The sequence below is a fragment of the Microcoleus sp. PH2017_34_RAT_O_A genome (assembly GCF_020737885.1).
In the GTDB taxonomy this organism is placed as follows: domain Bacteria; phylum Cyanobacteriota; class Cyanobacteriia; order Cyanobacteriales; family Microcoleaceae; genus Microcoleus.
On the sequence record NZ_JAEQDD010000068.1, the window covers coordinates 1 to 25,648 of the forward strand.

At 45.3% G+C, this 25,648-nt stretch carries 23 protein-coding genes; 18 read left to right on the forward strand and 5 right to left on the reverse strand.

What is annotated here, in order from left to right; genetic code table 11:
* Positions 1-85 precede the first annotated feature (85 nt).
* The 5 genes from JGK11_RS21400 (at position 86) to JGK11_RS21420 (ending at position 4,336) form a co-directional block, all read left to right on the forward strand.
* A complete protein-coding gene (locus JGK11_RS21400; protein ID WP_293212770.1) occupies positions 86-1,036 on the forward strand; it encodes a hypothetical protein in 951 nt (316 codons plus the stop codon).
* Between the two features lie 198 nt (positions 1,037-1,234).
* The gene (locus tag JGK11_RS21405) at positions 1,235-2,062 is read left to right on the forward strand and encodes a hypothetical protein (RefSeq protein WP_293212772.1); all 828 of its coding nucleotides are present in this window, start codon (positions 1,235-1,237) and stop codon (positions 2,060-2,062) included.
* A 185-nt stretch (positions 2,063-2,247) separates the two neighbouring features.
* The gene (locus JGK11_RS21410; protein WP_293205416.1) at positions 2,248-2,829 is read left to right on the forward strand and encodes a hypothetical protein; all 582 of its coding nucleotides are present in this window, start codon (positions 2,248-2,250) and stop codon (positions 2,827-2,829) included.
* Positions 2,830-2,843: 14 nt separating this feature from the next.
* Positions 2,844-3,926 (forward strand): hypothetical protein, encoded by a 1,083-nt coding sequence (locus JGK11_RS21415; protein ID WP_293212774.1) that lies wholly within the window; start codon positions 2,844-2,846, stop codon positions 3,924-3,926.
* Positions 3,927-4,009: 83 nt separating this feature from the next.
* Positions 4,010-4,336 (forward strand): hypothetical protein, encoded by a 327-nt coding sequence (locus tag JGK11_RS21420; RefSeq protein ID WP_293205420.1) that lies wholly within the window; start codon positions 4,010-4,012, stop codon positions 4,334-4,336.
* Between the two features lie 270 nt (positions 4,337-4,606).
* Here JGK11_RS21420 and JGK11_RS21425 read toward each other — a convergent pair whose 3' ends face one another.
* From JGK11_RS21425 to ssb, 5 genes are all read right to left on the reverse strand, one after another.
* Positions 4,607-4,987 (reverse strand): DUF6876 family protein, encoded by a 381-nt coding sequence (locus tag JGK11_RS21425; RefSeq protein ID WP_293205422.1) that lies wholly within the window; start codon positions 4,985-4,987, stop codon positions 4,607-4,609.
* Positions 4,988-5,127: 140 nt separating this feature from the next.
* Positions 5,128-5,394 (reverse strand): hypothetical protein, encoded by a 267-nt coding sequence (locus tag JGK11_RS21430; RefSeq protein WP_293205424.1) that lies wholly within the window; start codon positions 5,392-5,394, stop codon positions 5,128-5,130.
* A 35-nt stretch (positions 5,395-5,429) separates the two neighbouring features.
* The gene (locus JGK11_RS21435) at positions 5,430-5,921 is read right to left on the reverse strand and encodes a hypothetical protein (protein WP_293205426.1); all 492 of its coding nucleotides are present in this window, start codon (positions 5,919-5,921) and stop codon (positions 5,430-5,432) included.
* A gap of 364 nt (positions 5,922-6,285) precedes the next feature.
* The gene (locus tag JGK11_RS21440; protein ID WP_293212776.1) at positions 6,286-6,783 is read right to left on the reverse strand and encodes a hypothetical protein; all 498 of its coding nucleotides are present in this window, start codon (positions 6,781-6,783) and stop codon (positions 6,286-6,288) included.
* Between the two features lie 185 nt (positions 6,784-6,968).
* Positions 6,969-7,370: a single-stranded DNA-binding protein gene (gene ssb / locus JGK11_RS21445; protein ID WP_293212778.1), complete on the reverse strand. Its 402-nt coding sequence runs from the start codon at positions 7,368-7,370 to the stop codon at positions 6,969-6,971.
* A 244-nt stretch (positions 7,371-7,614) separates the two neighbouring features.
* Here ssb and JGK11_RS21450 point away from each other — a divergent pair, with 244 nt between their 5' ends.
* The 13 genes from JGK11_RS21450 to JGK11_RS21510 all read left to right on the forward strand — a co-directional run bounded on the left by JGK11_RS21450 (position 7,615) and on the right by JGK11_RS21510 (position 25,562).
* Positions 7,615-7,779, forward strand: coding sequence for a XamI family restriction endonuclease (locus JGK11_RS21450; protein ID WP_293212780.1), 165 nt, complete (start codon positions 7,615-7,617; stop codon positions 7,777-7,779).
* Between the two features lie 67 nt (positions 7,780-7,846).
* A complete protein-coding gene (locus JGK11_RS21455; RefSeq protein WP_293212782.1) occupies positions 7,847-13,795 on the forward strand; it encodes an AAA family ATPase in 5,949 nt (1,982 codons plus the stop codon).
* 7 nt (positions 13,796-13,802) lie between these two features.
* Positions 13,803-14,432, forward strand: a complete 630-nt coding sequence (locus JGK11_RS21460; RefSeq protein WP_293204237.1) for a response regulator transcription factor — start codon at positions 13,803-13,805, stop codon at positions 14,430-14,432.
* 351 nt (positions 14,433-14,783) lie between these two features.
* Positions 14,784-17,192 (forward strand): histidine kinase, encoded by a 2,409-nt coding sequence (locus JGK11_RS21465; protein WP_293212784.1) that lies wholly within the window; start codon positions 14,784-14,786, stop codon positions 17,190-17,192.
* A gap of 6 nt (positions 17,193-17,198) precedes the next feature.
* Positions 17,199-17,828 carry a response regulator transcription factor gene (locus JGK11_RS21470; RefSeq protein ID WP_293212786.1) on the forward strand — a complete coding sequence of 210 codons (630 nt, stop codon included), beginning with the start codon at positions 17,199-17,201 and terminating at the stop codon, positions 17,826-17,828.
* Positions 17,829-18,062: 234 nt separating this feature from the next.
* Entirely contained in the window at positions 18,063-18,638 is a 576-nt protein-coding gene (locus JGK11_RS21475; protein WP_293212788.1) for a DsbA family protein, read from the forward strand.
* Between the two features lie 94 nt (positions 18,639-18,732).
* Complete coding sequence (dps, locus tag JGK11_RS21480) at positions 18,733-19,272, forward strand: DNA starvation/stationary phase protection protein Dps (RefSeq protein ID WP_293212790.1); 540 nt, start codon at positions 18,733-18,735, stop codon at positions 19,270-19,272.
* Between the two features lie 71 nt (positions 19,273-19,343).
* Entirely contained in the window at positions 19,344-20,168 is an 825-nt protein-coding gene (locus JGK11_RS21485) for an alpha/beta hydrolase (protein ID WP_293212792.1), read from the forward strand.
* 110 nt (positions 20,169-20,278) lie between these two features.
* A complete protein-coding gene (locus tag JGK11_RS21490) occupies positions 20,279-21,028 on the forward strand; it encodes a glucose 1-dehydrogenase (protein ID WP_293204225.1) in 750 nt (249 codons plus the stop codon).
* A 138-nt stretch (positions 21,029-21,166) separates the two neighbouring features.
* Entirely contained in the window at positions 21,167-22,033 is an 867-nt protein-coding gene (locus tag JGK11_RS21495; protein ID WP_293204223.1) for an alpha/beta fold hydrolase, read from the forward strand.
* A gap of 34 nt (positions 22,034-22,067) precedes the next feature.
* Positions 22,068-22,997: an alpha/beta hydrolase gene (locus JGK11_RS21500; protein ID WP_293212794.1), complete on the forward strand. Its 930-nt coding sequence runs from the start codon at positions 22,068-22,070 to the stop codon at positions 22,995-22,997.
* 742 nt (positions 22,998-23,739) lie between these two features.
* Positions 23,740-24,417, forward strand: coding sequence for an isochorismatase family protein (locus JGK11_RS21505; protein ID WP_293212796.1), 678 nt, complete (start codon positions 23,740-23,742; stop codon positions 24,415-24,417).
* A gap of 173 nt (positions 24,418-24,590) precedes the next feature.
* Complete coding sequence (locus JGK11_RS21510; protein WP_293212798.1) at positions 24,591-25,562, forward strand: GMC family oxidoreductase N-terminal domain-containing protein; 972 nt, start codon at positions 24,591-24,593, stop codon at positions 25,560-25,562.
* The last annotated feature ends 86 nt before the right edge of the window (positions 25,563-25,648 follow it).

Genomic DNA, 25,648 nt, shown 5'->3' on the forward strand with positions numbered 1-25,648 from the left:
CATACAGGTGAACCCTAATTAAATGTTTTGTAGTTACTCAATAATTCTTGTCCAATATACCATATTCTGTTAATATAAAGTTTAGATGCGTTCGCCCTGGAATGGAACCATAGGTTTTGCTGCTGACGGCGAATACAACTACGGTTTAGATGGAACTCAAAATGGACAAGAAGGTGTAGCAGTCGCAGATTCCCAACAGTTGTTTTCGCTTCCAGAACAGGCACACTGGGTACATTTTTGGGGAGGAGAATCTGGTGGGGTAGGTAAGTCAACCTGCTGTCGCTTGATGGTGCATTATTTGAGCGAGAAATTGAAGAGAGAAGATTTTTGTGCCATCGATTGCGATCGCACAAAACCGGATGTTTCTAATTGGTATGGCGGGCAGTTGGGGGAGCGGTGTATTACCAGTTTGTTTTCAGAATCAGAAGAACTTTCTTCCGAAGCGGATGCAATTATTGAGAAAGCGATGGTGCAAGATGCGATCGTAAATTTGCCAGCTCAGGCATTCGACTCTTTTAAAGAGTGGGCTCGCCGCAATGCCCTTGCAGATGTGGTAAAAGAGCTCGGCATAGTGCCGGTGATGTGGTTTGTTTCCGATGGTACGCCTTCCTCTTTAGCGCTTTTTGTTGATTCAATGCGCGAGTTTGGTTCTTGGATGCGACACGTTTGGGTGCGTAACTATGGCCGGGAGAAAAGCGAAGTGGCTTGGCAGGCTTTGGAACAGCGGGAAGCTTTTATGAAGCTCAAACCCGAAAAAACTCCTTTGCTGTACGCTTCAGTTGAAATGGAAATTGCGGGGGTTTCTAATTTTGATGGAGCAGGTGTATATGGATTTTTCATTATGAACGTGCCGGCGATGTACGCGCCCGACCGAAAAATCTTTGAGGAAGAACAAAAGCCTTTAAAAATAGTAGCAGAAACTATGAGGTCTGGAAAACCCTTATTTAGTATTAGAAGCCGAAAGTTTTTGGAAGATGTCTGCACTCAATTTGACATAGTGATGACTCATATGGGAGCCAAAAATGAAAAATTTTAGCTTTTAATTGTGCTTTTGGGATGTTAAACTATCGACTCTTAATAAAGAGCAGAAAGATGAAAAATTTTAGCTTTTAATTGTGCTTTTGGGATGTTAAACTATCAACCTTTAATAAAGCAGTCCGACCGAAGTGAAAATTTTAGCTTTAAATTGTGCTTGTTAGCTGCTAAGATTAACACCTTAATAAAGGAGCAAAAAATGGAAAATTTTAGCTTTAAATTGTGCGATTCTGCAAAGCCTTTCCTGCATTTTGTAGGAGGAGAAAGCGACGCCAGCGGTAAGTCTGTTGTTGCCAAGCTTTTGGCTGAGTGGATTCCCAACTGTGCGCTATTTGATGCGGGGAGAGGTGGCAATTTGAAGAAGCTTTTTAAATCTAAATGCGAAATTATGGAACCTCCTCCCTGCGATGATTTGGATTGGGCTTGTGAGGCACTGGAATTAGTTCGTCAGGGGCGATCGGCAGTTATCGATTTACCAAGCCGGCGAGCAAGTGAATTTGCCTGCTGGGCTGCATCTAACAGCGTCGGTAGTGCTGCTGTCGAGAATGGCTGGGGTATTTTCCTGTGGTGGGTTTGCGACGGTACGGTTGAGTCTAAATCAGCCCTGCAAAAATCTTTGGAATTAACCGGAGGCGAATTGATACATATTTTAGTACGCAATTTGCATTTTGAGAATTATTGGTCTGACTCTAATAGCAAGTGGGAATGGTGCGACGAAGATTGGTTTTTGGAACGGGAAGAAGCAGGCAATTTGAAGTCGATCGATCTGCCTAAACTGACTGCTGGACACATGAATTGGCTTTCCCGCATGGACGTTACTTTTTTAAACGCACTTTCTGCAAAAGATGCGGTAGGCAATTTTGAATTTTATGCAAAAACGCGATCGGCTGTATTTCGATTTGTGCGAGCTAGTTTTAAGCAATTCTTTCGCTGCAATGAAAGTTTGTACGAAAATATAGACGAAAATGCGGAGAAGAATGTCAAGGAAAATACTAAGGAGAAACTAGAGAAATGTAGGAATATTTAGAGAAGAATGTTAAGGAGAATCTAGATAAATGTAGGAATGTTTATAGAATAAGCTATTTCGCATTAAAACTGGGATTTTTGAGCGCTAGACTTCTTGCTGTGTCGAGATAGCTCGCTCAAGTTAAATGCAGGACAGCTTAATGTGAAGGAGACTGTAGGGAATAATATTAAGGAGAATGTAAGATAGTGAAACAAACAGAGTTAGATGTAGAAGATTTCGACAGCGAGCCAGAAGAAGACTCTGGTAAAACCGCTGTCTTAGATTACGAAAGAATTCGGGAAATAGTTCAGTGGTTTGCCCCAGAAAATATACCAACTAGCGTGGAAGAGTTTAAAAAAGATGTGGTAGAGGAACTTTCTAAGAACCACGATGTTTCTCCGAATGACCCCGAATTTGACACTCTTCTGAGAATGCAGAGGTTGGAACTTCTTTTGCGATTGCTTCCATCTATATTTGATGGAGTATTTTTCAATTGGCTTGAGCGGGTTAATAGCATTACGAAAGAGCAGGAAGAATGGCTGTTTGAGGTTAAATCTATAGCCGAGCAGTATGCACTCCAGGCAAAGGCTTTGGCACTTGAACCGTTATCTAAACCAGATGGGACTTTTTTGGGTTCAGGAGTTACTCGAAGCGGGAAAACATTAGATTTAAAATTTCTGCTAGCAGCCGGGTTATTTTCACTGCTTACATTTGTAGGAGGTTATCAGTTAGCTTTATCTAATTGCCAGTCTCATTTAACATTGCCACAGCAGAAAACAACGAAGTAATTTAACAACAAAAAATGATGGTTAATATGCCGACAAGAAAAGCAAAGATAGCAGAAAAAGAAGTAGTAGCAGAGTCGCCAATAGCAGATTTAGATCGGCAAGTTACTGCCGTCGCGGAGGATTCATCTAAAGCCGTGTATTTGGTAGATTTGATGTCAAAATCAAATCAAAAAGCCTTGTTTGGAGAAAAAGGCGATCGCCCAAACGATATTGCACTAGCCGCAGTAGTAAACGATGCGAAAGGAGTACAGAAAGCCGCTGCGGAAGCCGGGTACGAAGTAAAAGGTTCAGTTGATACAATAGGGCGCGTCGCAATGAAATCGCTGGGCGTCAGTGCAGAACCCGGTACAGCACCGGCTGTTTTCAAAAGTCAGCACGGTGACAGTGCTAGTAGGTTAGATTCGGCGAAATCGATGGTGAAAGAAGACCCTACACCGGCGACTACCATTGACATTCATTTAAAGGTTAAAGAATCGGCTCCTCAAGCATACGAGGCGGTGTGTCCGGCACCTTTGAAGCAGCAGCATTCTGAAGTATATTTGATTCGGAGAATCAATAAGGAAATTCAAGAACAATCTTGGAAATCGTCATCCGAGGATGCTTATGCTCTTGGCTCAATTAAACCGATTCAAGACTTATATCAATCTGAAGCGACTGCGAGATTTACCAGGATAAAAGAAGAGGTTCAACCGAAGATTGATGGCATTTCATTGAACAGTTTTGTAGAGTGGGCTGCGGACGCTCAGAAGCTGCATCGTAGTCCAGAATATCAAGACCGGGTTCAGAATGCTGGCAGAATGAAAGTAACGGGTGATCTACTTGATACGAAGACTTTATCAGAGTCTTTGAAACAGTATGAAGCAAGCATCCAGCAAGCGGACAACGGTAAAGTTCATTTGAAAAACGAGCGGATAGAAAGTCGTCCGACACCTGCTGCTGTCCGAGAATATAAGGAGGAAATGAAAGCTGCTCATTACGAGTCGATGCCAAAACAGTGGGATGTTGTCCAGCAGTATATGGAAAAAGATCGGGAATCTGCTTCTAAGCTCCAGGCATTACCTGCTAAGAGCAAAAATTCTTCGGAATTGGGAGGTTGATTATAAGTTTGTGTTGATTTTTTGCGATTTCGATTTCGATTTCGATTTTTATTTCAATTTCCAGGTTAAAATTAGGAGTTTTTATGGTATTAGATGTTGTTTCAGCAAAAAACACCTTGAGGGAAATTAGGGATTTGTTGATGCCTCAAGACATTCCAGAATATGCGGTTTATTGCGTTCGTGGTGTACCGTCTTATAAATTTTGTCCTAGTCTACCAGGCGATGACGGATTTTGGGTTGTAGGGGGAGAAGAGCGGAATGATTTAATGAACCAATCAGAAATTAAGCAATTGTGGGAATTTGAAGAGGCAATGATTTTTGATGGTGAACTGGTTTACGGCGTGAAAGAAGGTCAAGTAGTTGAAAACAAGTATTTATTGCTGCGGCAGAACTTTTTAGAAGTGATTTGACTTTTGTCTTGGCCACAGTCTTTGAAAAAAAAGGAAACGTGCAATCATTGCACGTTTCCTTCATTATGTAAGATTTAGAACATTTTCGGTTTAGCTAAATTAGGGCTTACGTAGTGAGAATAATTTTTTGTCATTCTGATCTAACGCAGAGCTTCGAGACTGGGAACAATCTCGAAGCCTTCCAGTGCCATTACAATGTGTAAGTGTCACAAATGTTGAGCGCACTCCCCAACTAGAATCTTTAATTTTGGTGTGGACTGTTAAATCAGTTTAGTATTCGGACGGTAATAGCAAAGTGGTGTTGCACAACCACAGCTTAATTTCGTCTAGCGGGAAGTCCGAAAACTCTATTTCTTGGCTGTAGGCGGGTGGTGTTTCTGAATCCTCCTTACAAATCAGCAAAAATTCACATTCCTGCTGTCTTGTGAGTTCCCAGATTTGGAATCCTTTGAGCATTTCATTGCCCGATTTTTTGATGTCTGGTTGGTATGAGGCAATTGCGTCGATTAACCAAGTACATTCTGCTTCTCGAACGAGGAACATGACACCTTCCGTTAGTTCGAGCGTCGTCTGAATTAGCCGATGAGTGTACAATGTTTCGCTACCGCCAAAGCCCGGTAGTAACTCCAGCAATTCTTCTTTTGTTTTCATATATTTGAGTTGTGATTTATCAAAAACTCGGCGCGAAGCGCTATTATGATTGGGTTGTAAAAAAAAAGAGAATTAGTTGACTCTGAAGTTATAATTCTCTTTCTTAACATTTATCGTCAGTTTTTCCGAGTTTTTCAGAATCATAATGGTTCAATGTGGCAAGAATCTTGGCAAGTGCAATGGAGATTTTGAAGGCGTTCTAACTCTTCAATTTTTGCAGTTGTTAGGTGGGTTAAAGTCAGCTTTAGGTGGCTGATTAAACTTGATAAAGCCTCTACACTTTCCGTACCAAACTTCAGGGTTACGCTGGTTTCGTTGAAGCCTTCAAATAGCGTTACTGTGTCAGGGCTAGAGCAGCAAGTAGTTAAGCTGCTGACATATACGATGTGGCTTGATGTAATTTTCATGGTATTTTTTAGCTTGCGAATGCGAATTTGCGCTGTTACTGGCGCGGAGCGCTTGCCAGCCTTGATTGACGAGAAAACCACTTGGCAAAATTAGTACAGTCTACTAATTTCCATCCTACCTGGGCGCAAATTTGGTGGGCATTTTGAAGTTCTTCTTCTGTGAGATTTTTGTATTTTTGCGCTTGACCATTCTTTGTGAACAAATAAGTTTCGTAAAACTGACCAACTTTCGCGTAACCTACTGTTTTAGTGATTGTTTCTGGCTTCAACAAAAAGTCAGGGCAGTGCCAGACTTTCACTTCTAGTTGACAAGTATTGATTCTTTTTGATTGGCGGATTTGGCAATCACCCCATCCGTGAGTTATTAGCAGCTTCATGAATTTTTCGGCTGCTGCTTGCGAATCGAATCCGAAATAGGCAGTTTGTCTTGTGCCTTGAGGATTGATTATTTCGCCGGATTTTTTAGAGTGGAGGACAAATTTCCATCCTTCATTGAGCAAAGTTATTTGTGGGAAAATTTCTGCCATTTTTTTAGTTCTGAGCTGAGTTCAATTACACAGCGCAGAGCGCCAACTACACAGGGTTGGCATTTATATTCGACTGGTTGGGCTTACAGCAATATTATTGTATTGCAAATTATTTAATAACTTATTTAATAATTTATCTAACACCTTATTGAACAACTTATTTAATATCTATAAGTTATTAAATCGCAATACTCCGGACAGTTTTTTGAGCAGCGATCCAAAGCCTCATTCTACCGTTAATATTTCATAGAGCCGGGAACCCATAACCCGCATTCTACCGTTGGTCATTGAAAACTGCCCGGACTATTGAAATCGGAGAGTTTTGAAAAAAAATCCCCAAATAGGGGATTTTTCCTAAACTTATCTAAAATGGAATGTGAGTATATTCACTCTCATCTAGTTCCATCTCAGTTTGAAAGCTACTCTCAAACGAAGTCAGTTCTGCTTCCGATTGCAGTTTAGAAACAGGTTTTGATTTTGATTGCGGTTGAAATTCAGGTTTCGTCTTACCCTGGCTTTTTGCAGTTAGTTTTGATGCAAATTCCGGTTTGACTTGAGTTTCTGGCTGTGGTTCAGTCTGAATTTCCGCTATTTCCGCGTCTTCTATATTGAAGACAGGAATATTTTCTTCAAATGTGATGTATCCTTTACAGGTACACAAAATTTTGTCAGTATTTTGAGACTCAATGAGTTGGGCAGACAGATTTTTGGCAGAGAATGGAATGCTAGCAAATTCCATGTCTTCCCGACCGCGAAACTCAAAAATTCCAGTGCCTGTAACAAGGCTATTCTCGCCTTGTTGTCTGAAGTCATACTCGTCATCTTTTATGACTATCAGAGATAGTGTGCAAGTTTGCATCATGAGAGTTTCTCCTGTGTTTATGTGGTTGTTTGCTAATATTCGATGCCGCGATACCAAATTTACATAAAGCTGCATAGAATCGCAGGGTAACAAAATCGAAACCTGGCTTTGTTTTCAGCTTGTCTATGTTCTATGCAGCTTCATAGTAAATTGGTATGATTAGTTTTTTTCTGCAAAGATAGATGTTAAAATACCTTTGCTGAAACAGGAGTTTTGCCGTTGTGGTTGTACGCAATCTTTCCGAAAGAGTTTACTTTGGGAAGAGTTGCGGTTTGTGTTTCTCGATCGCGTTTCTCTAGGAGAGTTACGCGCTGGATTTTCACAACCAGTTTTGAATGAAATTCGCCGTTGTTTCCCGTCCAGCTTTCGACCGTTACTTGACCTTCGACACCGATGAGGCTGCCTTTTTTGGTGTAATTGGTAAGTACCTCACCTGTTTTCCCCCAAGCTTCAATGGAAAACCAGTCAGTTTCATCAGACATCTTTCTCTTGATGGCAAGAGAAGATTTTGTCACAGACGATCCAGATTGAAAGTAGGTAATTTCTGGATCTCGACCGAGGCGACCTACAAGCATAATTGTGTTCATGCAAATTCCTTTTTAATTGTTGTAGATTTTGCGCGTAGCGCTCTTATTAATCAATTTATTTTAATTAAATACCGTTAACTTTTATTAATCATGTAATTTCGATCAAAAATTAGTGCTAAGCATGGTACAATCTCCTAATAAAATATGGACATATTTGCTGCATATAAAGCCAGTTTAGGATTTATATGCATTGAAAATCTGTTTAAGTCCTGTTAACTAGGTCTGCCTCAAAAGCAACCGTGTGGTGGATAATACAACAGAGACGTTCCAGCAATCTAATAGTGAAGTTCAAAAAGCAGCGACAATTGTAGCCGATCGCCTTTGCGGTGCTATTTCTGACCCGATCGTTCGCACTCTGATTTTCAGGCGACCTGTCGCCCCGTCAGCAAAAATTCACCAAGAAGCTTAATTTTCTGGAGTTTGGCAAGTGATATACTTTGGGAAACGGATGACAGTCCTTCGTCGGTGAGCATTCAATGATTACCCTGCCTGGAGTTACTATCCACAGCAAAATCTATGAGAGCTTAGCTTCTTTGGTGTATCGGGGCATCAGAGAGCAAGATAATTGTGCAGTGATTGCCAAAGTTCTCAAGCAGGATTATCCCTCTCCTCATGAATTAACTCGCTATCGGCAGGAGTATGAAATTACTCGCTCTCTCAACATTGAAGGCGTAGTCAAGGCATACAGCCAGCAAGACTACCAGCGCACGCTGGTTATTCTTTTGGAAGACTTTGGTGGAGAGTCTTTAGAATACTGGATGCGGCAGCAATTAGACTTCTGTCCCATGTCGTTGTCGGTTTTTTTAAATGTGGCGATCGCCATTACTGATATTTTAGGCAAAATTCATGCGGCTCATGTCATTCATAAAGATATTAATCTTAGCAACATTGTCTTTAATCCGAAGACTGGCGTTGTCAAAATCATTGATTTTGGCATTGCCACTCGCTTCAGTCGCACCAATCCCACATTCAAAAGCCTCCATCTTCTAGAAGGAACCCCCGCATACCTGTCGCCAGAGCAAACCGGGCGAATGAACCGGATGCTCGATTACCGCACCGATTTTTACTCGCTGGGTGTGACGTTTTACGAACTGCTAACTGGACACCTACCGTTTCCCGCAACGAATATGCTGGAGCTGGTTCATTGTCATATTGCCAAGCAGCCTGTTCCCCCTCACGAGATGAATGCAGCGATTCCTAAACCCATTTCAGATATCATTCTGAAACTAATGGCAAAAAATGCAGAAGATCGCTATCAGAGTGCTTGGGGGATTAAGGCAGATTTAGAACTTTGCGATCGCCAATTCGCAGAAATGGGTCGAATCGATCGCATTCAACTGGCACTTCAGGATGTTTGCGATCGCTTTCAAATTCCCCAAAAACTGTATGGACGCGAGAAGGAAATTGCACTGTTACTAGCGGCGTTTGATCGCGTAGCGTCTTTAGAGAACAATCGCATCGCTGGTTTCCAGAATAATTCAGAAATAAGATTTAAAGTCGAAATGATGTTGGTCTCTGGATATGCTGGGATTGGTAAATCAGCGTTAGTGCAGGAACTCTATAAACCGATTACGGCAAAGCGTGGCTATTTTATCTCTGGTAAGTTCGATCAATTCCAGCGCAATATTCCCTACAGTGCAATCGTTGATGCTCTGCGAAAATTGGTGCAGCAGTTATTGAGTGAACCAGATGAGCAATTGGAGCAGTGGCGATCGCAAATTCTAAATGCTTTGGGGAGTAATGGGCAACTCATGATTGATGTGATCCCCGAAGTTGAATTAATTATTGGCAAGCAGCCACCTGTACCAGAAGTTGGAGCTACTGAAGCTCAAAATCGCTTTAATCGAGTTTTTCAGCAGTTTATACGGGTGTTTTGCTCGGAAGAGCATCCGCTTGCGATTTTCTTAGATGATTTGCAGTGGATTGACTCCGCGACACTCAAGTTAATTGAACTGATGCTACTGGATGAGCAAGCCCAATCCCTCTTTTTGATTGGAGCCTATCGAGATAATGAAGTGACTCCCACACATCCACTGAGCTTAATGCTCTCAGAACTGCGAAAACAAGGGGCAGTGCTGCAAGAGATTGTATTGTCACCCTTAATGCTTGAGCCTTTGAGTCAGTTGATTGCCGAGACGCTACATCAGAATACTGACACTGTTCGTTCCTTAGCGGAGCTAGTGCTGCGTAAAACTGAGGGTAATCCTTTCTTTGTCAGTGAATTTTTAAGATTGCTGTATAGCGATAATCTGTTGAGCTTTGATGCAGAAAACCTAAGCTGGCAGTGGAATCTGGCTCAGATTCAAGCCCAGAACATGACTGATAATGTGGTGGAGTTACTACTGCTTAAGTTGCAAAAATTACCAGAAGGCACCCAGCAAATGCTCCGCTTAGCTGCTTGTGTCGGGGCTGAATTTGATTTAGAGACGTTGGCGATCATTTGTGAGCAGTCTCCTCAGACGATTTCTTTGGATTTACTAGCAGCAATACAAGCTGGATTGATTCAGCCTCTCTCTGAATTAGATGAAGACTTGTTAGTTCAGGAGTATAAGTTCTTGCACGATCGCGTCCAGCAAGCCGCCTACGCCTTGATTGATGAGTCGCATAAACAAGTGGTTCATTTGCAAATTGGTCGCAATCTCCTCAAAAAAACGTTGCCAGAACAGCTATCAGAGCGGTTGTTTGAGATTGTCGATCATCTTAATCATGGAGCTGAGCTAGTCTCTGCTCAATTAGAACGAACTAAAATTGCCAGATTGAATTTAATCGCAGGTCAGAAAGCAAAGGCAGCAACGGCTTATGAAGCAGCTTTTAAGTATTTCACTACAGGGCTTCAACTCCTCAATTCAGAGAGTTGGCAGAGTGAGTATGACCTCACCTTAGTGCTGTACTCAGAAGCAGCAGAAGCGGCGTATCTCCAGGGTCGCTTTGATGAGATGGAACAGTTGGTAGAAGTGGTACTTGATCGTGCCAAAACAGTGGTTTACAAAGTACAGGCTTACGATAGTAGAATTCAAGGATATTTGTCACAGGGCAACCTGAAAGAAGTACTAAAAACTGGATTGGAAGCGTTAAAGCTCTTGGGAATAGATTTAATAGAAAATCCAAGTCAGGCAGATATTCAAAGGGAATTGGAGTCAACGGCTGCACTATTTGCTGAACGAGAAATCGAAGACTTGATTGATTTACCAGAGATGACTGCACCAGAACCACTGGCAGCTCTGTCAATCCTAGCGAATATGGGGTCTGCTGTATTTATAACGTTACCAGAACTGTGGATACTGATTGTATGTAAGAGGGTAAATCTGTCAATTAACTACGGTAATACTACCTGGTCACCACATAGTTATGTTGCTTACGGATCTGTTCTATGTGGAGTTGTTCAAGACATTGAACTCGGTTATAAATTTGGACAACTGGCTCTCAGCTTGGCAGAACGATTGCATAGCAAAAAAGGAAACTCGAAAACATTAATGTTTTCGAGTTTTCATATCCTGCACTGGAAGGTGCATCTTAGGAGAACAATAACATTTCTGGTTGATTCTTATCAAAATGCGGTGGAAACCGGAGACTTTGAATCTGCTGGTTATACTGCATATTTCGTGTGCCATAACTCATTTTTTGCTGGAGAGAAACTTACCCAACTAGAACAAAAAACAGCAACTTACAGCAAAGCGATCAGCCAAATCAGACGGGAAAGCCCCTCGAATTGGCTTGCAATACTGTGGCAGAGCATTCTTAATTTGCTAGATAGGTCTGAGAATCCCAGTCGCTTAGTTGGTCGGGTGTGTAATGAAGAGGAGTCATTACCACACGCCCTTGCAGTTAAAGATGGAAGTGCAATTAAAATGCTATACCTGTACAAAGTTATATTGCATTATTTATTTGAAGAATATCATCAAGCTATACAGACTGCTATTTTAGCAAGGCAATATTTTGAAGAGGTGACAGCAATAACGGTTTTACCTGTATTCTGCTTCTATCATTCTCTGGCGCTTTTGAGCCTATCGCTCGATGCTTCAAACTCTGAAAAATCAGCTTGGCTAAACTCTGTTAACACCAACCAAGAAAAGATGCAGAAATGGGCAGAACATGCCCCAATGAATTATCTACATAAATTTTATCTAGTCGAGGCAGAGAAAGCGCGAGTCTTAGGGCAATTTCTTGAGGCTGAGGAGTTTTATGAACGGGCGATTGCAGGTACTGCTGAAAATGAGTATGTCCAGGAAGAAGCATTAGCTTATGAATTAGCGGCTAAACATTATCTGGCGCGAGGTCGGTCAAAAATTGCTCAAACCTACATGAAAGAAGCGCACTATTGCTACGATCGCTGGGGCGCAAAAGCTAAAGTTAAAGACTTAGAAAAACGCTATCCACAACTACTTAATTTCAACTTAATTCGGCAATCAAATTCAACTTTGACCGAGGGAACGATCAGTCATTCGACTGCGGCGATCGATTTGGCTGCGGTGATGAAAGCGGCTCAAGCCCTCTCAGAAATTATCCATCTCGATCAATTAATTGCCAAGTTGATGCAGGCAGTGATACAAAATGCAGGAGCCGAAACTGGCGCTCTGATTCTCTTGGAAGACGATCAGCTCACTGTGGTGGCTCAATGCAGTGGGAGTAGACAGTGCGATCTGGAAAAGCTTGCTGTTGCTGACTGTGTAACGATTCCTGTCTCCGTTATTCACTTGGTAGAACGCACTCAAGAAACTTTAGTTCTTGATGATGCCGTCAGCGAATCGTCTTTTTCAACCGATCCTTACATTCAACACCAACAGACGCGATCGCTCCTCTCTATGCCAATTCTCAAGCAAAATCAGCTTGTCGGCATCCTTTATTTGGAGAACAAGCTCAGTACCGCAGTGTTTACCCGCGATCGCTTGCAAGTCCTCAAACTGTTGATTGCTCAGGCAGCAATTTCACTGGAGAATGCTCGGTTATATGAACAGTTAGCAGACTATGCCGAAACCCTGGAAAGGAAAGTAGAAGAGCGAACTCAAGCCTTGCAGCAGGAGATGGCTGAACGTCAACAAACCGAAGCCGCATTGCAACGCAGTGAAACCAAGTTCCGCAATATCTTTGAAAACTCGCAGGTTGGCATCTACCGAGTCCGCCTCTCGGATGGATTACTTCTCGATGCCAATCAACGCCATGCTAATCTGTTTGGCTTTGATTCACCAGAGGAGATCATTGGGCTTGAACACGTCATAGGCTATTATGCAGATCCCAGCGATCACCAACACCTCATTGAGTTGCTGAAGCGGGATCGGGAAGTGCGAAGCTTTGAAGCCCAAATGCGAAAACGAGATGGGACATTGTTTTGGGGGCTTTTCTCTCTTTATCTGAATGCAGACGATGGCTACATCGAAGGGGTGATTGCGGATATTAGCGATCGCAAACAGGCAGAAGCCGCTCTACAAACGAGTGAAGAACAACTGCGCTTAGCCTTAACCGCTTCAAATCAAGGACTCTACGATCTCAACATCGAAACTGAAGAAGTTGTGGTTAACCCAGAATACGCTTTAATGCTGGGCTACGATCCAGCAACATTTCACGTGACCAAATCTGAGTGGATTGAGAGTTTGCATCCTGACGACAGAGAATCAGTAGTTGCAACTTACCATGCTTGTATTACTGGAGAAGTCCCCAACTATCAAGCAGAGTATCGCCATCGTACCCAGGATGGTCAGTGGAAATGGATTCTTGCTGTTGGCAACGTTGTTGCCTGGAATGAATCTGGTGAACCCATCCGAGCGTTGGGAGTTGTTACGGATATCGACGATCGCAAACGGGCTGAAGCAGCTTCAATTTTAGAAGAGCGTAACCGCATGGCACGCGAAATTCACGATACACTCGCTCAGGCGTTTACTGGCATTCTGGCTCAGGTAGGAGCTGCAAAACAGGTGCTAACGGATGATTTAGAAGCAACTCAGGCACACCTAGACCTAATCAAAGAATTGGCGCGAACTGGACTGATTGAAGCACGGCGATCGGTCGTTGCGCTCCGTCCTCAGCTTTTGGAGGAGGGCAGTTTACAGAGCGCTCTCCATCGTCTGGTGACTCAGACCAGAACTGCCGCAATGGATACAACTTTGTATTATGAGGTCGAGGGTACAGTGTATGCTCTACCCACTGAAGTCGAGAATAACCTACTGCGGATTGGACAGGAAGCATTAACCAATGCGATTAGACACGCCCATGCTGACGAGATTCGAGTGGAGCTAGTCTACGATCGCGATCGGTTTTGCTTGCGCGTGCAAGATAATGGGCAGGGCTTTGGAGTTGGAAGTATTCCATCCTCTGAGGGTTTTGGCTTACTCGGCATGAGCGAACGAGTAGAGCGCATCGGCGCACAACTCACGATTAGCAGTCAACCTGGGCAAGGAACAGAAATTATTGTCACCGTCAATCGGGAGTAGCATTACGATGAGCCAAGCCACGACCATTCGGATTTTAATTGCAGACGATCATGCTATTTTTCGGCAAGGATTAGCTACGATTATTAATCGCGATCCAGAGATGCAGGTGATTGCCCAAGCTGAAAATGGAGAACAAGCGATCGCACTATTTGAGGAACACCAACCGAATGTCACGCTCATGGATCTGCGAATGCCTGAAGTGGAGGGAGTTGCCGCCATCAGGGCAATTTGTGCGATCGCTAAATCTGCTCGAATTATTGTCCTGACCACGTATGATAGTGACGAAGATATCTATCGGGGATTGCAGGCAGGCGCAAAAGGATACCTGTTGAAAGAAACTGAACCTGACGAGCTTCTGAATGCTATTCGTACCGTTCATCGGGGTCAGAAGTATATTCCGCCCGATGTGGGAGCAAAATTGGTTCAGCGCCTCAGCAATCCAGAACTGAGTGAAAGAGAACTAGAGGTACTCCGCTCACTGGCGCAGGGGATGAGTAATGCTGATATTGCGGCAGCTTTGAGTATCGGTGAAGGCACGGTTAAATCTCATGTCAATCGGATTTTGAATAAGTTAGATGTGAGCGATCGCACTCAAGCGGTGATTGTTGCTGTTAAGCGCGGCATTGTTAGCTTATAGGATGTACGGGTATGACAACGATTCGTATAAAGCTGTATCATGACAGGCTCAAAACCATTATATAGCAGTACTTTCAGAGATTCATATTTTAAAGAGGATTGAAATAATGAATAATCCCTGTCTAATTCACCTCTGAAGGGAAAGGCTTTATACCGATTCTTCTGGTAAAGCTAGAGTATAGTTTAAGATCTGCTACCTCATACTTATCCAGAGCTGACTTTTCACGTTAAGTCTCTAATCCACCAAACAAAGCGGGTTTCAGCCGAATGCGCAAGCGCGCAGCAAGGCGGTCGCGTGTTGTCAACAAGTGTAGATTGTTGACAGCACATCACGAGAAAATAGGAGCTTGATATGGCTGTTAAATCATTACTGAGCAGCGTTACCAAGATTCCCAGTAAGCTTTCGTTGCGAACTGTTCTTATTGTGCCACTGGTACTGCAAATTCTAGGCATCGTGGGGTTTGTTGGATATCTTTCATTTAAGAATGGAGAACAAGCAGTTAACGAGCTTTCAACCCAAATACGCCAGGAAACCAGTGCTCATATTCAATCTTATATAGAAAGCTATTTGGAAACTCCCCACCTCGTCAATCAAGTGAATGTTGAAGCGATCAAATCGGGGCATTTAGATGTGTTTAATGTGAAAGACACTAAATTATTAGAACGGTACTTTGCTCGACAGCTTCAAGTGTTTAAATCAGTGAGTTACATTAGCGTGTCAAATGAGCAAGGTGGAATCATTGGAGCGAGTCGCCACAAAACCAATTTGACAGTCGGTAGTACGGGAAATTTTGTTAAAGGTGATTTCGCTATTTACACCTCAGATAGCAATGGAAATCGGAAGAATCTGTTGAGTCTGAATCCAAACTATGATACCCGAACTAGACCTTGGTACATCACGCTCGCTCAAGCAGGGAGACCCGCATGGAGCAAGATTACTACTTATACGGATAACAATGTAGGCCTTACCTCTGGCGTTCCTTTCTTTGACTCAACAGGAAAATTGGCAGGAATTTTAACAACTGATTTGGCAATCTCACAGATTAGTACTTTTTTGCAAGGATTAAGAATCAGCGATTCGGGAGCAATGTTTGTAATTGAGCGATCGGGTTTGATGGTAGCATCTTCCACTTCAGAGAAGCTATATGTTTTAAACCAGAATCAGCAGAATGCTCAACGACTTAAGGCAATCGAAAGCACAGTTCCTTTAGTCCGAGAGACAGCTAAATATCTAAGCGATCGTTTTGGGGATTTTGACAAAATTAATGGAAGTCAACAAATTGATTTTACGATTGATGGGAAGCGCCACTTTTTACAAATAAGTTCTCTAAAAGATGAACGAGGGATCGATTGGTTAATTATAGTTGTTGTACCTGAAGATGAGTTTGTCAAGCAAATTCATAGCAACACTCTCACTACTGTTTTACTATGTGTCGTTGCCTTGGTAGTAGCGATGTTAATCTGCATCCAAACAATTCGATGGATTACCCAACCAATTCTAAGCTTAAATCAGTCAGCGAAGGCGCTAGCGAAGGGAAATTGGCAACAAACTGCTAATACAGAACGCTCCGACGAGTTAGGGGAATTGGCAAAGTCATTTAATACAATGACTCATGAATTACAAGCTTCATTTGATGAAATGAAGACATTAAATGAAGCTCTGTCGCAAAGTGAGAAGCTTTTAGAGAATTACAATCAGACTCTTGAGAAACAGGTGTCAGAACGAACAGCAGATCTACAGAAAAGCGAAGCTGCACTGCGCGATGTCTACGACGAACTGCGCCTACGCGAACAAGAATTACGTCTGATCACCGACGCTCTGCCCGTTTGTATCTTTTATACAGATGCTAATCAGCGCTATTGCTTTGTTAATCAGACCTGTGAAGCTTGGTTTGGGCGTAATCGAGATCAAATTCTTGGTAAGCTGAACCGTGAGATCTTGGGTGAGGTGGCTTATCAAGCTGTTGAACCGTATGTTAAGCAGGTGTTGGGAGGACAAATCACGACCTATGAATCAGAACTTTCCTATTCGTCTGGTAAAAAGCATATCAGTGCAGTCTATATCCCTGATTTCGATCGCAATGCTCAAGTGAGAGGATACTATGGTTTGATTACAGACATTAGCGATCGCAAACGCGCTGAGGAAGCCTCAATTTTAGAAGAACGCAACCGCATGGCGCGAGAAATCCACGATACACTAGCGCAAGCGTTTACTGGCATTCTGCTGCATATTGGAGCGGCGACGGAGCAGATTACAAAAAATCCAGAGAGGGCTCAGGCTCACATGGAAACAATCGATGAATTAGCCCGAACTGGACTGGCTGAAGCTCGGCGATCAGTTACCACCCTCCGACCAAAACTGTTAGAGGAGGGAGACTTATATCGTGCCCTCACCCATCTAACCGTTCAAATGAAATCTTCCACAAACACTCACATCACCTGTGAAATCATCGGTGTTGTCTATGCTTTATCACCAGATGTTGAAAATAACCTCTTACGCATTGGCCAAGAAGCATTAACCAACGCCATTAAATATGCCCATGCTAGCGTAATTCAACTTGAATTAGTCTATGAGGAGACGCAGTGTCTTTTAAAGATTAAAGATGATGGACAGGGATTTCAAGTTGACCAAGTGTACCCAATGAAGGGATTTGGTTTATTGGGGATGAGTGAACGGGTTGAGCAGATTGGTGGTGAATTAATCATCCATAGTCAGCCCGATCGGGGTACAGAGATTATTGTAATCGTGAATCGGGAGTAGACAGTTATGAGCCAACCAGCGGTCATTCGGATTCTGATTGTAGACGATCATGCCATCGTCCAACAAGGATTAGAAGCCATCATCAATGAAGAAGAAGATATGAGTGTGATTGGTCTTGCCAAAGATGGTATGGAAGCCATCCAGTTGTTCCGTCAAACGCAACCAGATGTGACATTAATGGACTTACGGATGCCTCAAATGGGAGGAGTGGAAGCCATTACTACGATTTGTGCTGAATTTAAAATGGCTCGTATCATTGTGGTGACGACATACGATGGAGATGAAGATATTTATCGAGGGTTACGGGCAGGTTCAAAGGGTTATCTGCTCAAAGACTGTAAGCCTAACGAACTGCGAACTGCTATTCGCGTCGTTCACAATGGGCAGCAGTATATCCCACCTCATGTTGGCGCTAAGTTGGCGCAGCGAATGACCAATCCAGAGTTGACCGATCGCGAATTAGATGTGTTGCGATTAGTGGCACAGGGTATGAGCAATCTGGAAATCGGTGCTGCCTTAAGTGTTACTGAAAGCACCGTCAAATCGAATATCAACCGCATTTTAAGCAAGTTGGGAGCCAAAGATCGCACTCAGGCAACCATTATTGCCTTAAAACGAGGGATTGCTAGCCTATAAGAATGTCATAGGAACTTAAGTTTGCTATGAACCTGAACTTAAGTTTGATATAAACCTAATACCTCAGATTGCCTAATAATTGATCTTTTTGTTGATTCAAATATAGCCCCTGAATTGACGACAGATTTGAGTTAGTCCCCTAAATTAAGGACATACAAACAATTGTAGGTTTGAGGAAAAGAGATTTCACAGTACAGCTTGTACGATGAACGCTCTTTCCTTCAGAGGTTTAGCATGAGTCACGATATTTCTGAAGCATCGGGCGATCGCAACCAGTTAGTTGAATCACCCTCTGCGCGAGACCATCGACAAGGATCGCTCAATGCCAGAGTTGTCCTAGTTGAGTATGGAGATTATCAATGTCCTCAATGTGGAGAACTTTACGTCTTAATTGAGACCATTTATGGGCAGCTTAATGGAACATTTCCAGAGGAAAATTATCTCTGTTTTGTGTTTCGACAGTTCCCACAACCTCAAATCTATCCTCAAGCTCAAAAGGCGGCAGCGGCGGCGCTAGCAGCAGGGGCACAGGGTCAGTTTTGGCAGATGCACGACATGCTGTTCAACCATCAACAAGCTTTAGGCAACGGCTATTTGGTGGAGTATGCCGATCGCCTGGGACTCAATATTCCCCAGTTTTTACAAGAGATGACTCGACAAGTGTATGTCGATCGCATCAACAAAGATATCGAAAGTGGCTTGCAAAGTGGAGTAACAACTGCGCCAGCACTGTTTATTAATGGAACTCGATATCGCGATCGCTGGAACATTGAGCAATTGATTACAGCTATTGTCGCGGCAAATCCCTAAATTTGTTGATTCTTAAAACCAAACAACATATCACTGAGGATAAATGCAGATCGTTAAGTTGTAAAACCACCACAAACTCATAAGAGGTAATCTCATGACCACATTTCATACCGTTTCGATCGATCATTTAGATATTCAAGTAAAAGCTACAAAGCTCTATTCCAGTCGCATCGATCTACCCACTGAAAATCGTACTCAAATTATTGCCCTGCTCAATTTTGCTTTGGCTCTGACTCTCGACCTAAAAACACAGGTTAAGCACGCACATTGGAATGTCAAAGGCATGAATTTTTACCAATTGCACCAACTGTTCGACCAGATCGCCACTGAGCTTGATGAATATGTTGACACGATCGCCGAACGAGTTACCACCCTCGGCGGCACTGCAATGGGCACCGTCCGCATCGCTGCCAGCACATCTACTCTCCCCGAATATCCTGACGATATCATCGATGGCAAAGATCATGTGATAGCGATCGCCAATCGCCTTGCTCCCTATGCCAAAATCGTGCGAGAAACAATCAATCTAACTAACGATTTAGAAGATGCGGATACTGCCGATCTTTTCACCGAAATATCGCGCACGGTGGATAAATATTTATGGTTTTTGGAAGCACATTTACAGGGAAATTAAAAATACTGTTTCCAAGATTGGTGAGGATAATATTTCTGATGACCTCTATGTAAGAAAAAGAAGACAGAAAAATGAGCACAATCACGACCAAAGATGGTACACAGATTTACTACAAAGATTGGGGTACGGGGCAGCCGATTATCTTTAGCCACGGTTGGCCTTTAAATGCCGATAGTTGGGAAGCTCAAATGCTATTTCTCGCTGACCACGGATTTCGCTGCATTGCTCATGACCGACGCGGACATGGGCGATCGAGCCAACCTTGGCACGGTAATGAGATGGACACCTATGCTGACGATCTCGCCGAGTTGATTGAAACCCTAGATCTGAAAGGTATTACCTTAATTGGCTTCTCCACTGGTGGCGGAGAAGTAGCCCGCTATATCGGTCGTCACGGCACTGCACGAGTCGCTAAAGCTGCGCTAATCTCTGCCGTACCACCGTTGATGCTGAAGACAGAGAATAACCCTGACGGACTTCCCATCGAGGTTTTTGACGGGCTGCGTGCTGGTTCTCTCGCCGATCGAGCGCAACTCTACAAAGATATCGCTAGTGGACCATTCTTTGGCTTCAACCGTCCGAATGCCAAAGTCTCACCAGGTGCGATCGACTGGTTCTGGTTACAGGGAATGCTGGCGGGGCATAAGAACACGTTCGACTGCATCAAGGCTTTCTCAGAGACAGATTTCACGGAAGATCTGAAAAAGTTTGATGTTCCAACCCTAATCGTTCATGGCGATGATGACCAGATTGTGCCGATTGGGGCTGCTGCGATCGCTGGCGCAAAATTGGTGAAGAATGCCACACTGAAAGTCTATCCAGGCGCACCTCACGGACTAACTGACACCCATAAAGATCGGCTTAATTCAGACCTTCTGTCGTTTCTCAAGGAGTGACTCCGATCTGCTGATGTAAGACCCATGTTGCATATCCGAAAGGTATCTTCTTGTGTTCTCGCAACCTGTTTTAGATAACTCTTTCCAACTCCACAACTATAGGACTCACCATGAAAAAACTAGAAGGAAAAATTGCCGTCGTGACGGGAGCCTCTAAAGGTATCGGAGCCTCGATCGCCAAACATTTGGCAGCCGAAGGTGCAGCCGTAGTCGTCAACTACGCCTCTAGCAAAGAAGGAGCCGATCGCGTGGTTGATGAGATTTCTAGCGCTGGTGGGAAGGCGATCGCAGTTCAGGCAAATGTGTCCAAAAAAGCAGAGATCGAACATCTGTTTGCACAGACGCAGCAGGTTTTTGGCAGGCTCGATATCCTAGTCAACAATGCTGGCATTTATGAATTTGCCCCACTTGAATACATCACGGAAGCGCACTTCCACAAGCATTTCGATCTGAATGTGCTGGGATTGATCCTCACCTTGCAGGAAGGAGTAAAGCACTTCGGACCAGAGGGCGGCAGCATTATCAACATTAGTTCGATCGTGAGCACCCTTGCGCCTGCAAATGGCTCGATCTATAGCGCCAGTAAAGCGGCTGTTGATGCTATCACAAAGTCGATCGCGAAAGAACTAGGACCACGCCACATCCGCGTCAACGCCATTAATCCTGGCATGGTGGAGACGGAGGGTTCTCACACAGCGGGAATGACCGAGGGCGAAGGTCGCCAACAGACTGAAGCGCAAACCCCACTGGGTCGCATTGGACAGCCACAGGATATTGCAACTGCGGCTGTTTTCCTCGCATCCTCCGATTCAGCCTGGATCACTGGTGAAACGCTATACGTCACGGGTGGTCTTAGGTAGTCGGCATCATTGCAGACAAGTTGTTTAGATATCTCCCATAATTCTTGTGGAACAGGCATCCTGCCTGTTCTTGATAGGCTTTTTAAGAGATGTCTTTTAGATACACCAAAGTTGCGAAACACTATAAGGAGTACTGTGATGTCACCCGAAAATACCACCAAGATGCCGATTGTCTTTGTTCATGGACTCTGGCTTCATGCAGAATCCTGGAATCCTTGGATCGAGTTCTTCCACGAGCATGGTTATGACGCGATCGCCGCAAGCTGGCCGGGCGATGGGGCAACCACCGAGGCAACGCGCCAGAACGCTGATGCTGTCGCAGGCTATGGCGTGACCGAGATCGCTGACCACATTGCCAAGCAGATCAAAAAGCTCGATCGCAAGCCAATCCTCATTGGACATTCCTTTGGCGGAATCCTAGTACAGAACCTACTTGGTCGTGACCTTGCTGCCGCTGCGATCGCGATCGATTCTGCGCCGCCCAAGGGCGTACCCGAACTGCCACTCTCGGCACTGAAATCCGCGTTTCCGGTTCTGAGCAATCCCTTAAACTTCTGGCGTGCGGTGTCCCTGACCGAGCAACAGTTCCGCTTCGGCTTTACCAACGCCGTTTCAGAGCAGGAAGCTAAGGAACTGTACGCCAAGTACGCAATGCCAGCCCCTGGGCGACCATTTTTCGAGGCTGCCACAGCAACCCTCAACCCAAATGCAGCAACGAAGGTCAATGTGGCGAACGCGACTCGCGGCCCGTTGCTGCTGATATCAGGCGCAGAAGACAACACAGCTCCGTCAGTGATGGTCAAGAGTGCGCTCAATCTGTATCACAGGAAATCGAAGGCTGTAACCGAGTTCAAGGAGTTCGCCGATCGCGGGCACTCCCTGGTACTCGATCGCGGCTGGCGAGAAATAGCTGAATACAGCTTGGACTGGATGCGATCTAAGCATCTTCGATCGGCAGAACGGAGTTCGTATGCTCAGATCTTACACCCAAGCCAAAATCCCTAGTCAAGTGGGGAAAGAGGGGTGAAGGAACAGCGGCGTGCCATCGATCCTTTCCCCCTCACATCATTGTGCGATCGATTATCGATCGATGAGGGCAACGACATTCCAGATCCTCCCTAATCAAAAACAGGAGACACAAAAGATGAGCACGATCGCCACCAAAGACGGTACGCAGATTTACTACAAGGATTGGGGCGCAGGACAGCCCGTTGTTTTTAGTCACGGCTGGCCTTTAAATGCCGATAGCTGGGAAGCGCAGATGTTGTTTTTGGCAGAGCGTGGCTTTCGCTGTATCGCCCACGATCGACGGGGACATGGACGATCGAGTCAACCCTGGAACGGCAACGAGATGGATACCTATGCTGACGATCTCGCCGCGTTGATGGAAACGCTCGATCTCAACGCGGCTACCTTAATCGGCTTCTCCACAGGCGGCGGCGAAGTCGCCCGTTATATCGGTCGCCACGGCACAGCCCGACTTGCTAAAGCTGCGCTGATCTCTGCTGTACCACCACTGATGCTCAAGACCGAACAAAATCCCGATGGACTGCCGATCGAGGTATTTGACGGACTCCGTGCTGGTTCCTTAGCCGATCGATCGCAACTCTACCAAGATCTCGCCAGCGGCCCATTCTTCGGCTTCAACCGTTCGGGTGCCAAAGTCTCACAGGGCGCGATTGACTGGTTCTGGTTCCAGGGAATGCAGGCGGGTCACAAGAATGCATTTGACTGTATCAAAGCTTTCTCTGAAACGGATTTCACTGAAGATCTCAAAAAGTTTGACGTGCCAACACTGATAGTTCATGGCGATGATGACCAGATCGTACCGATTGGTGCTGCGGCGATCGCTGCTGCAAAATTGGTAAAAAATGCCACCCTGAAAATATATCCCGGAGCACCTCACGGACTGGCTGACACGCATAAAGATCTCCTCAATGCCGATCTGCTATTGTTTCTCAAAGACTGACCTCTAAAACAATTGCATCGATAGCATCATAAACGCATTCTGCGCTGCTGCCTCTGCTCGCTCAGAAGTAACCTTTTGATAGCGTAAAGTAGTTTGAATATTTTCGTGCCCCATCAGTGCTCGTAACTCTTCAATCCCCATTAACCCAACCCGCTCGGTGGCAAAGGTATGGCACAGATCGTGAATCCGCACACCTTGAAGTGACGCTGGAAACAGCGATCTAGTTTTTGTGGGAACATCGAATATAATCGAGGGGTAAATTTATCGACGATCGCGATTGAAAACGCCGAACTGAGTCAGAGAAACGGGTGCAACGTCTTGGGGTCTACGATCTTAATCTCGTTGGCGTAGCCTGCCTTCGGCAATCGTTCTCCACCGCCGATCGCGAAGCGCGCCACCAAGGCGGTCGATTACGATCTGCAAGTAATCCACGATATTGAACCGGAAATTTCACTGCCGTAAAACGATTCATGACTCTTGGAAACATCGATCTTTAAAAGTAGCTATACAAAGGTTTTAAGCCTGTCGTGATACAGTTTTGCACGAATCATTGTCATACCCGATGTACTTTCGATCGAGTTCGGATTCTAACTTTAGTTAGAGCCAGCCTTCTACTTTGCGATCGCAGGGTTACTCTATCAATTTGTACTGTAAAAGTTTTAACTTGCTGTAGAAGACGGCTTGAAAGCGATCTCCTATATTGAACTTATTCTGAAATTTGAATGAAAAAGGAGACAAACCCATGAGCAACACCATCGACACAATGATCGATCCCAACGACGCAGTACTGCTGCTGATCGATCATCAGAGCGGACTCTTCCAACTTGTGCGTGACATCGAACTCCCAACCCTCCGCTCCAATGTTACGGCGCTCGCCAAGACTTCCCGACTCGCCAAGATTCCGACCTTCACGACTGCTTCGGTGCCCGATGGTCCCAATGGTCCCCTGATTCCCGAAATCCACCAGCACAATCCTAACGCGGTTTACATTCCGCGCACAGGACAGATTAACGCCTGGGACAACCCAGCTTGGGTAGACGCGATCGAGAAGACTGGGCGAAAGACTCTCCTCATCGCCGGAACTCTCACCAGCGTCTGCATGGCGTTTCCGACGCTGAGCGCACTGGCCGCTGGTTACAAGGTCTTCACGATCATTGACGCTTCCGGCAACTGGAGCCAGATGGCGACCGACCTCACTCTGGCTCGCGTCGTCCAGGCGGGAGCCATGCCCATTGACACTTACGCAGTAATCGGCGAACTCATGAACACATGGAACCGTCCGGACGCAATGGAGTTTGCCAGTGTCATGGTTGACCTCATGCCGATTTACCGCGCCCTGATGGAGAGCTATGACAAAGCTCAATCTGTGCAACGAGATGGACAGGAGACCAAGCTCGATCGGCAAATGGCATCTGTGTAAAAGCACCTAATTACAACGCGCACGCGCAAAATAAGAGCGATTGCCATCACATCGAACCGCAAGATTGGCATCGTCACCGCAAAGCATGCAACGCAGGATCTTGGATTGATCACTAAAATTATCCCAAATTCGCGGCATGTGCCGTGCGGAGAAGACCTTACAGGAGTAATGAAATGAAAGGCAATCAAACAATCAACGCAACAGAACAGAGCCGCCGAGACTTTGCTGGGCGCGCTGGCCGAGCAGAGTTTGACATCATTATCGTCGGCGGTGGGTCCGCTGGCGCAGTGCTGGCCAACCGACTGAGTGCCGATCCATCTCGCCGTGTCTTGCTGCTCGAAGCGGGCAAGGCATATCCCCCAAACGCCTACCCCGACCCAGTCCGCCGCCAGGACCTATTAGGTGGCGATTCGCAGCATGACTGGGGCTTTTACAGCGAGCCTGGATTGCTGGGCAGAAGGCTTCAGCTTTACCGTGGCAAAGTACTGGGTGGCTGTTCAGCCGTCAACGGCGCAGTGACGATGCGGCTGCCAAAATACGACCACGATCGCTGGGCCAATGCGCATGACCTCGACGCCTTGAACTGGCAAAGCTCGCAGGCATTCTATCAATCGCTGGAGCGCAGCTCCGGCTCTGGCGGCGAGGGCCGTGACGGCCCCGTCCCCATCCACCAGCTTGGCGATGAGGAAGTCTCCGACCAGCATCGCGACTTCATCGCGTCGGCGCTGGCGGCGGGCTACGAGCGCACAGCGGGTTTCACGACCGAGCAGCCGCTGGGCGTTGGTCCGTATGTGATGAACACCCGCATGGGTGTGCGGCTCAACACGGGAATGACCCTGTTGGGTGATGCGGTGCGCACCCGGTCCAATCTGACCATCTGCGACGAGACGCTGGTCGATGCCGTGTTGGTGGAGCAAGGCAAAGCCCAAGGCGTCCGACTGGCTGGCGGCGCGATCATCCTGGCCGGTGAAGTCATCCTGTCGGCTGGCACGTATGTCAGTCCGGCGATCCTGATGCGATCCGGCATAGGCCCCTCCGAGGTGCTTCGCGGCCTCGATATCCCGGTCGTGTCCGAACTGCCGGTCGGTCGTCGTCTGCAAGACCATCCGCTGGTCCCGACCGTCTGGTCCATTCGTAAGGAATGAAAATTTAATAACTTTAGCGTCTGTTAAATAGTCGGCACTGCACGATAATTCCATTTTGGCAGATATTCATCAAAAATAATTTTCAT

Coding starts and splice junctions, on each gene's coding strand:
- JGK11_RS21400 (WP_293212770.1), top strand. CDS start 86: ATGCGTTCGCCCTGGAATGGAACCATAGGTTTTGCTGCTGACGGCGAA.
- JGK11_RS21405 (WP_293212772.1), top strand. CDS start 1,235: ATGGAAAATTTTAGCTTTAAATTGTGCGATTCTGCAAAGCCTTTCCTG.
- JGK11_RS21415 (WP_293212774.1), top strand. CDS start 2,844: ATGATGGTTAATATGCCGACAAGAAAAGCAAAGATAGCAGAAAAAGAA.
- JGK11_RS21420 (WP_293205420.1), top strand. CDS start 4,010: ATGGTATTAGATGTTGTTTCAGCAAAAAACACCTTGAGGGAAATTAGG.
- JGK11_RS21425 (WP_293205422.1), bottom strand. CDS start 4,987: ATGAAAACAAAAGAAGAATTGCTGGAGTTACTACCGGGCTTTGGCGGT.
- JGK11_RS21430 (WP_293205424.1), bottom strand. CDS start 5,394: ATGAAAATTACATCAAGCCACATCGTATATGTCAGCAGCTTAACTACT.
- JGK11_RS21435 (WP_293205426.1), bottom strand. CDS start 5,921: ATGGCAGAAATTTTCCCACAAATAACTTTGCTCAATGAAGGATGGAAA.
- JGK11_RS21440 (WP_293212776.1), bottom strand. CDS start 6,783: ATGATGCAAACTTGCACACTATCTCTGATAGTCATAAAAGATGACGAG.
- ssb (WP_293212778.1), bottom strand. CDS start 7,370: ATGAACACAATTATGCTTGTAGGTCGCCTCGGTCGAGATCCAGAAATT.
- JGK11_RS21455 (WP_293212782.1), top strand. CDS start 7,847: ATGATTACCCTGCCTGGAGTTACTATCCACAGCAAAATCTATGAGAGC.
- JGK11_RS21460 (WP_293204237.1), top strand. CDS start 13,803: ATGAGCCAAGCCACGACCATTCGGATTTTAATTGCAGACGATCATGCT.
- JGK11_RS21465 (WP_293212784.1), top strand. CDS start 14,784: ATGGCTGTTAAATCATTACTGAGCAGCGTTACCAAGATTCCCAGTAAG.
- JGK11_RS21470 (WP_293212786.1), top strand. CDS start 17,199: ATGAGCCAACCAGCGGTCATTCGGATTCTGATTGTAGACGATCATGCC.
- JGK11_RS21475 (WP_293212788.1), top strand. CDS start 18,063: ATGAGTCACGATATTTCTGAAGCATCGGGCGATCGCAACCAGTTAGTT.
- dps (WP_293212790.1), top strand. CDS start 18,733: ATGACCACATTTCATACCGTTTCGATCGATCATTTAGATATTCAAGTA.
- JGK11_RS21485 (WP_293212792.1), top strand. CDS start 19,344: ATGAGCACAATCACGACCAAAGATGGTACACAGATTTACTACAAAGAT.
- JGK11_RS21490 (WP_293204225.1), top strand. CDS start 20,279: ATGAAAAAACTAGAAGGAAAAATTGCCGTCGTGACGGGAGCCTCTAAA.
- JGK11_RS21495 (WP_293204223.1), top strand. CDS start 21,167: ATGTCACCCGAAAATACCACCAAGATGCCGATTGTCTTTGTTCATGGA.
- JGK11_RS21505 (WP_293212796.1), top strand. CDS start 23,740: ATGAGCAACACCATCGACACAATGATCGATCCCAACGACGCAGTACTG.
- JGK11_RS21510 (WP_293212798.1), top strand. CDS start 24,591: ATGAAAGGCAATCAAACAATCAACGCAACAGAACAGAGCCGCCGAGAC.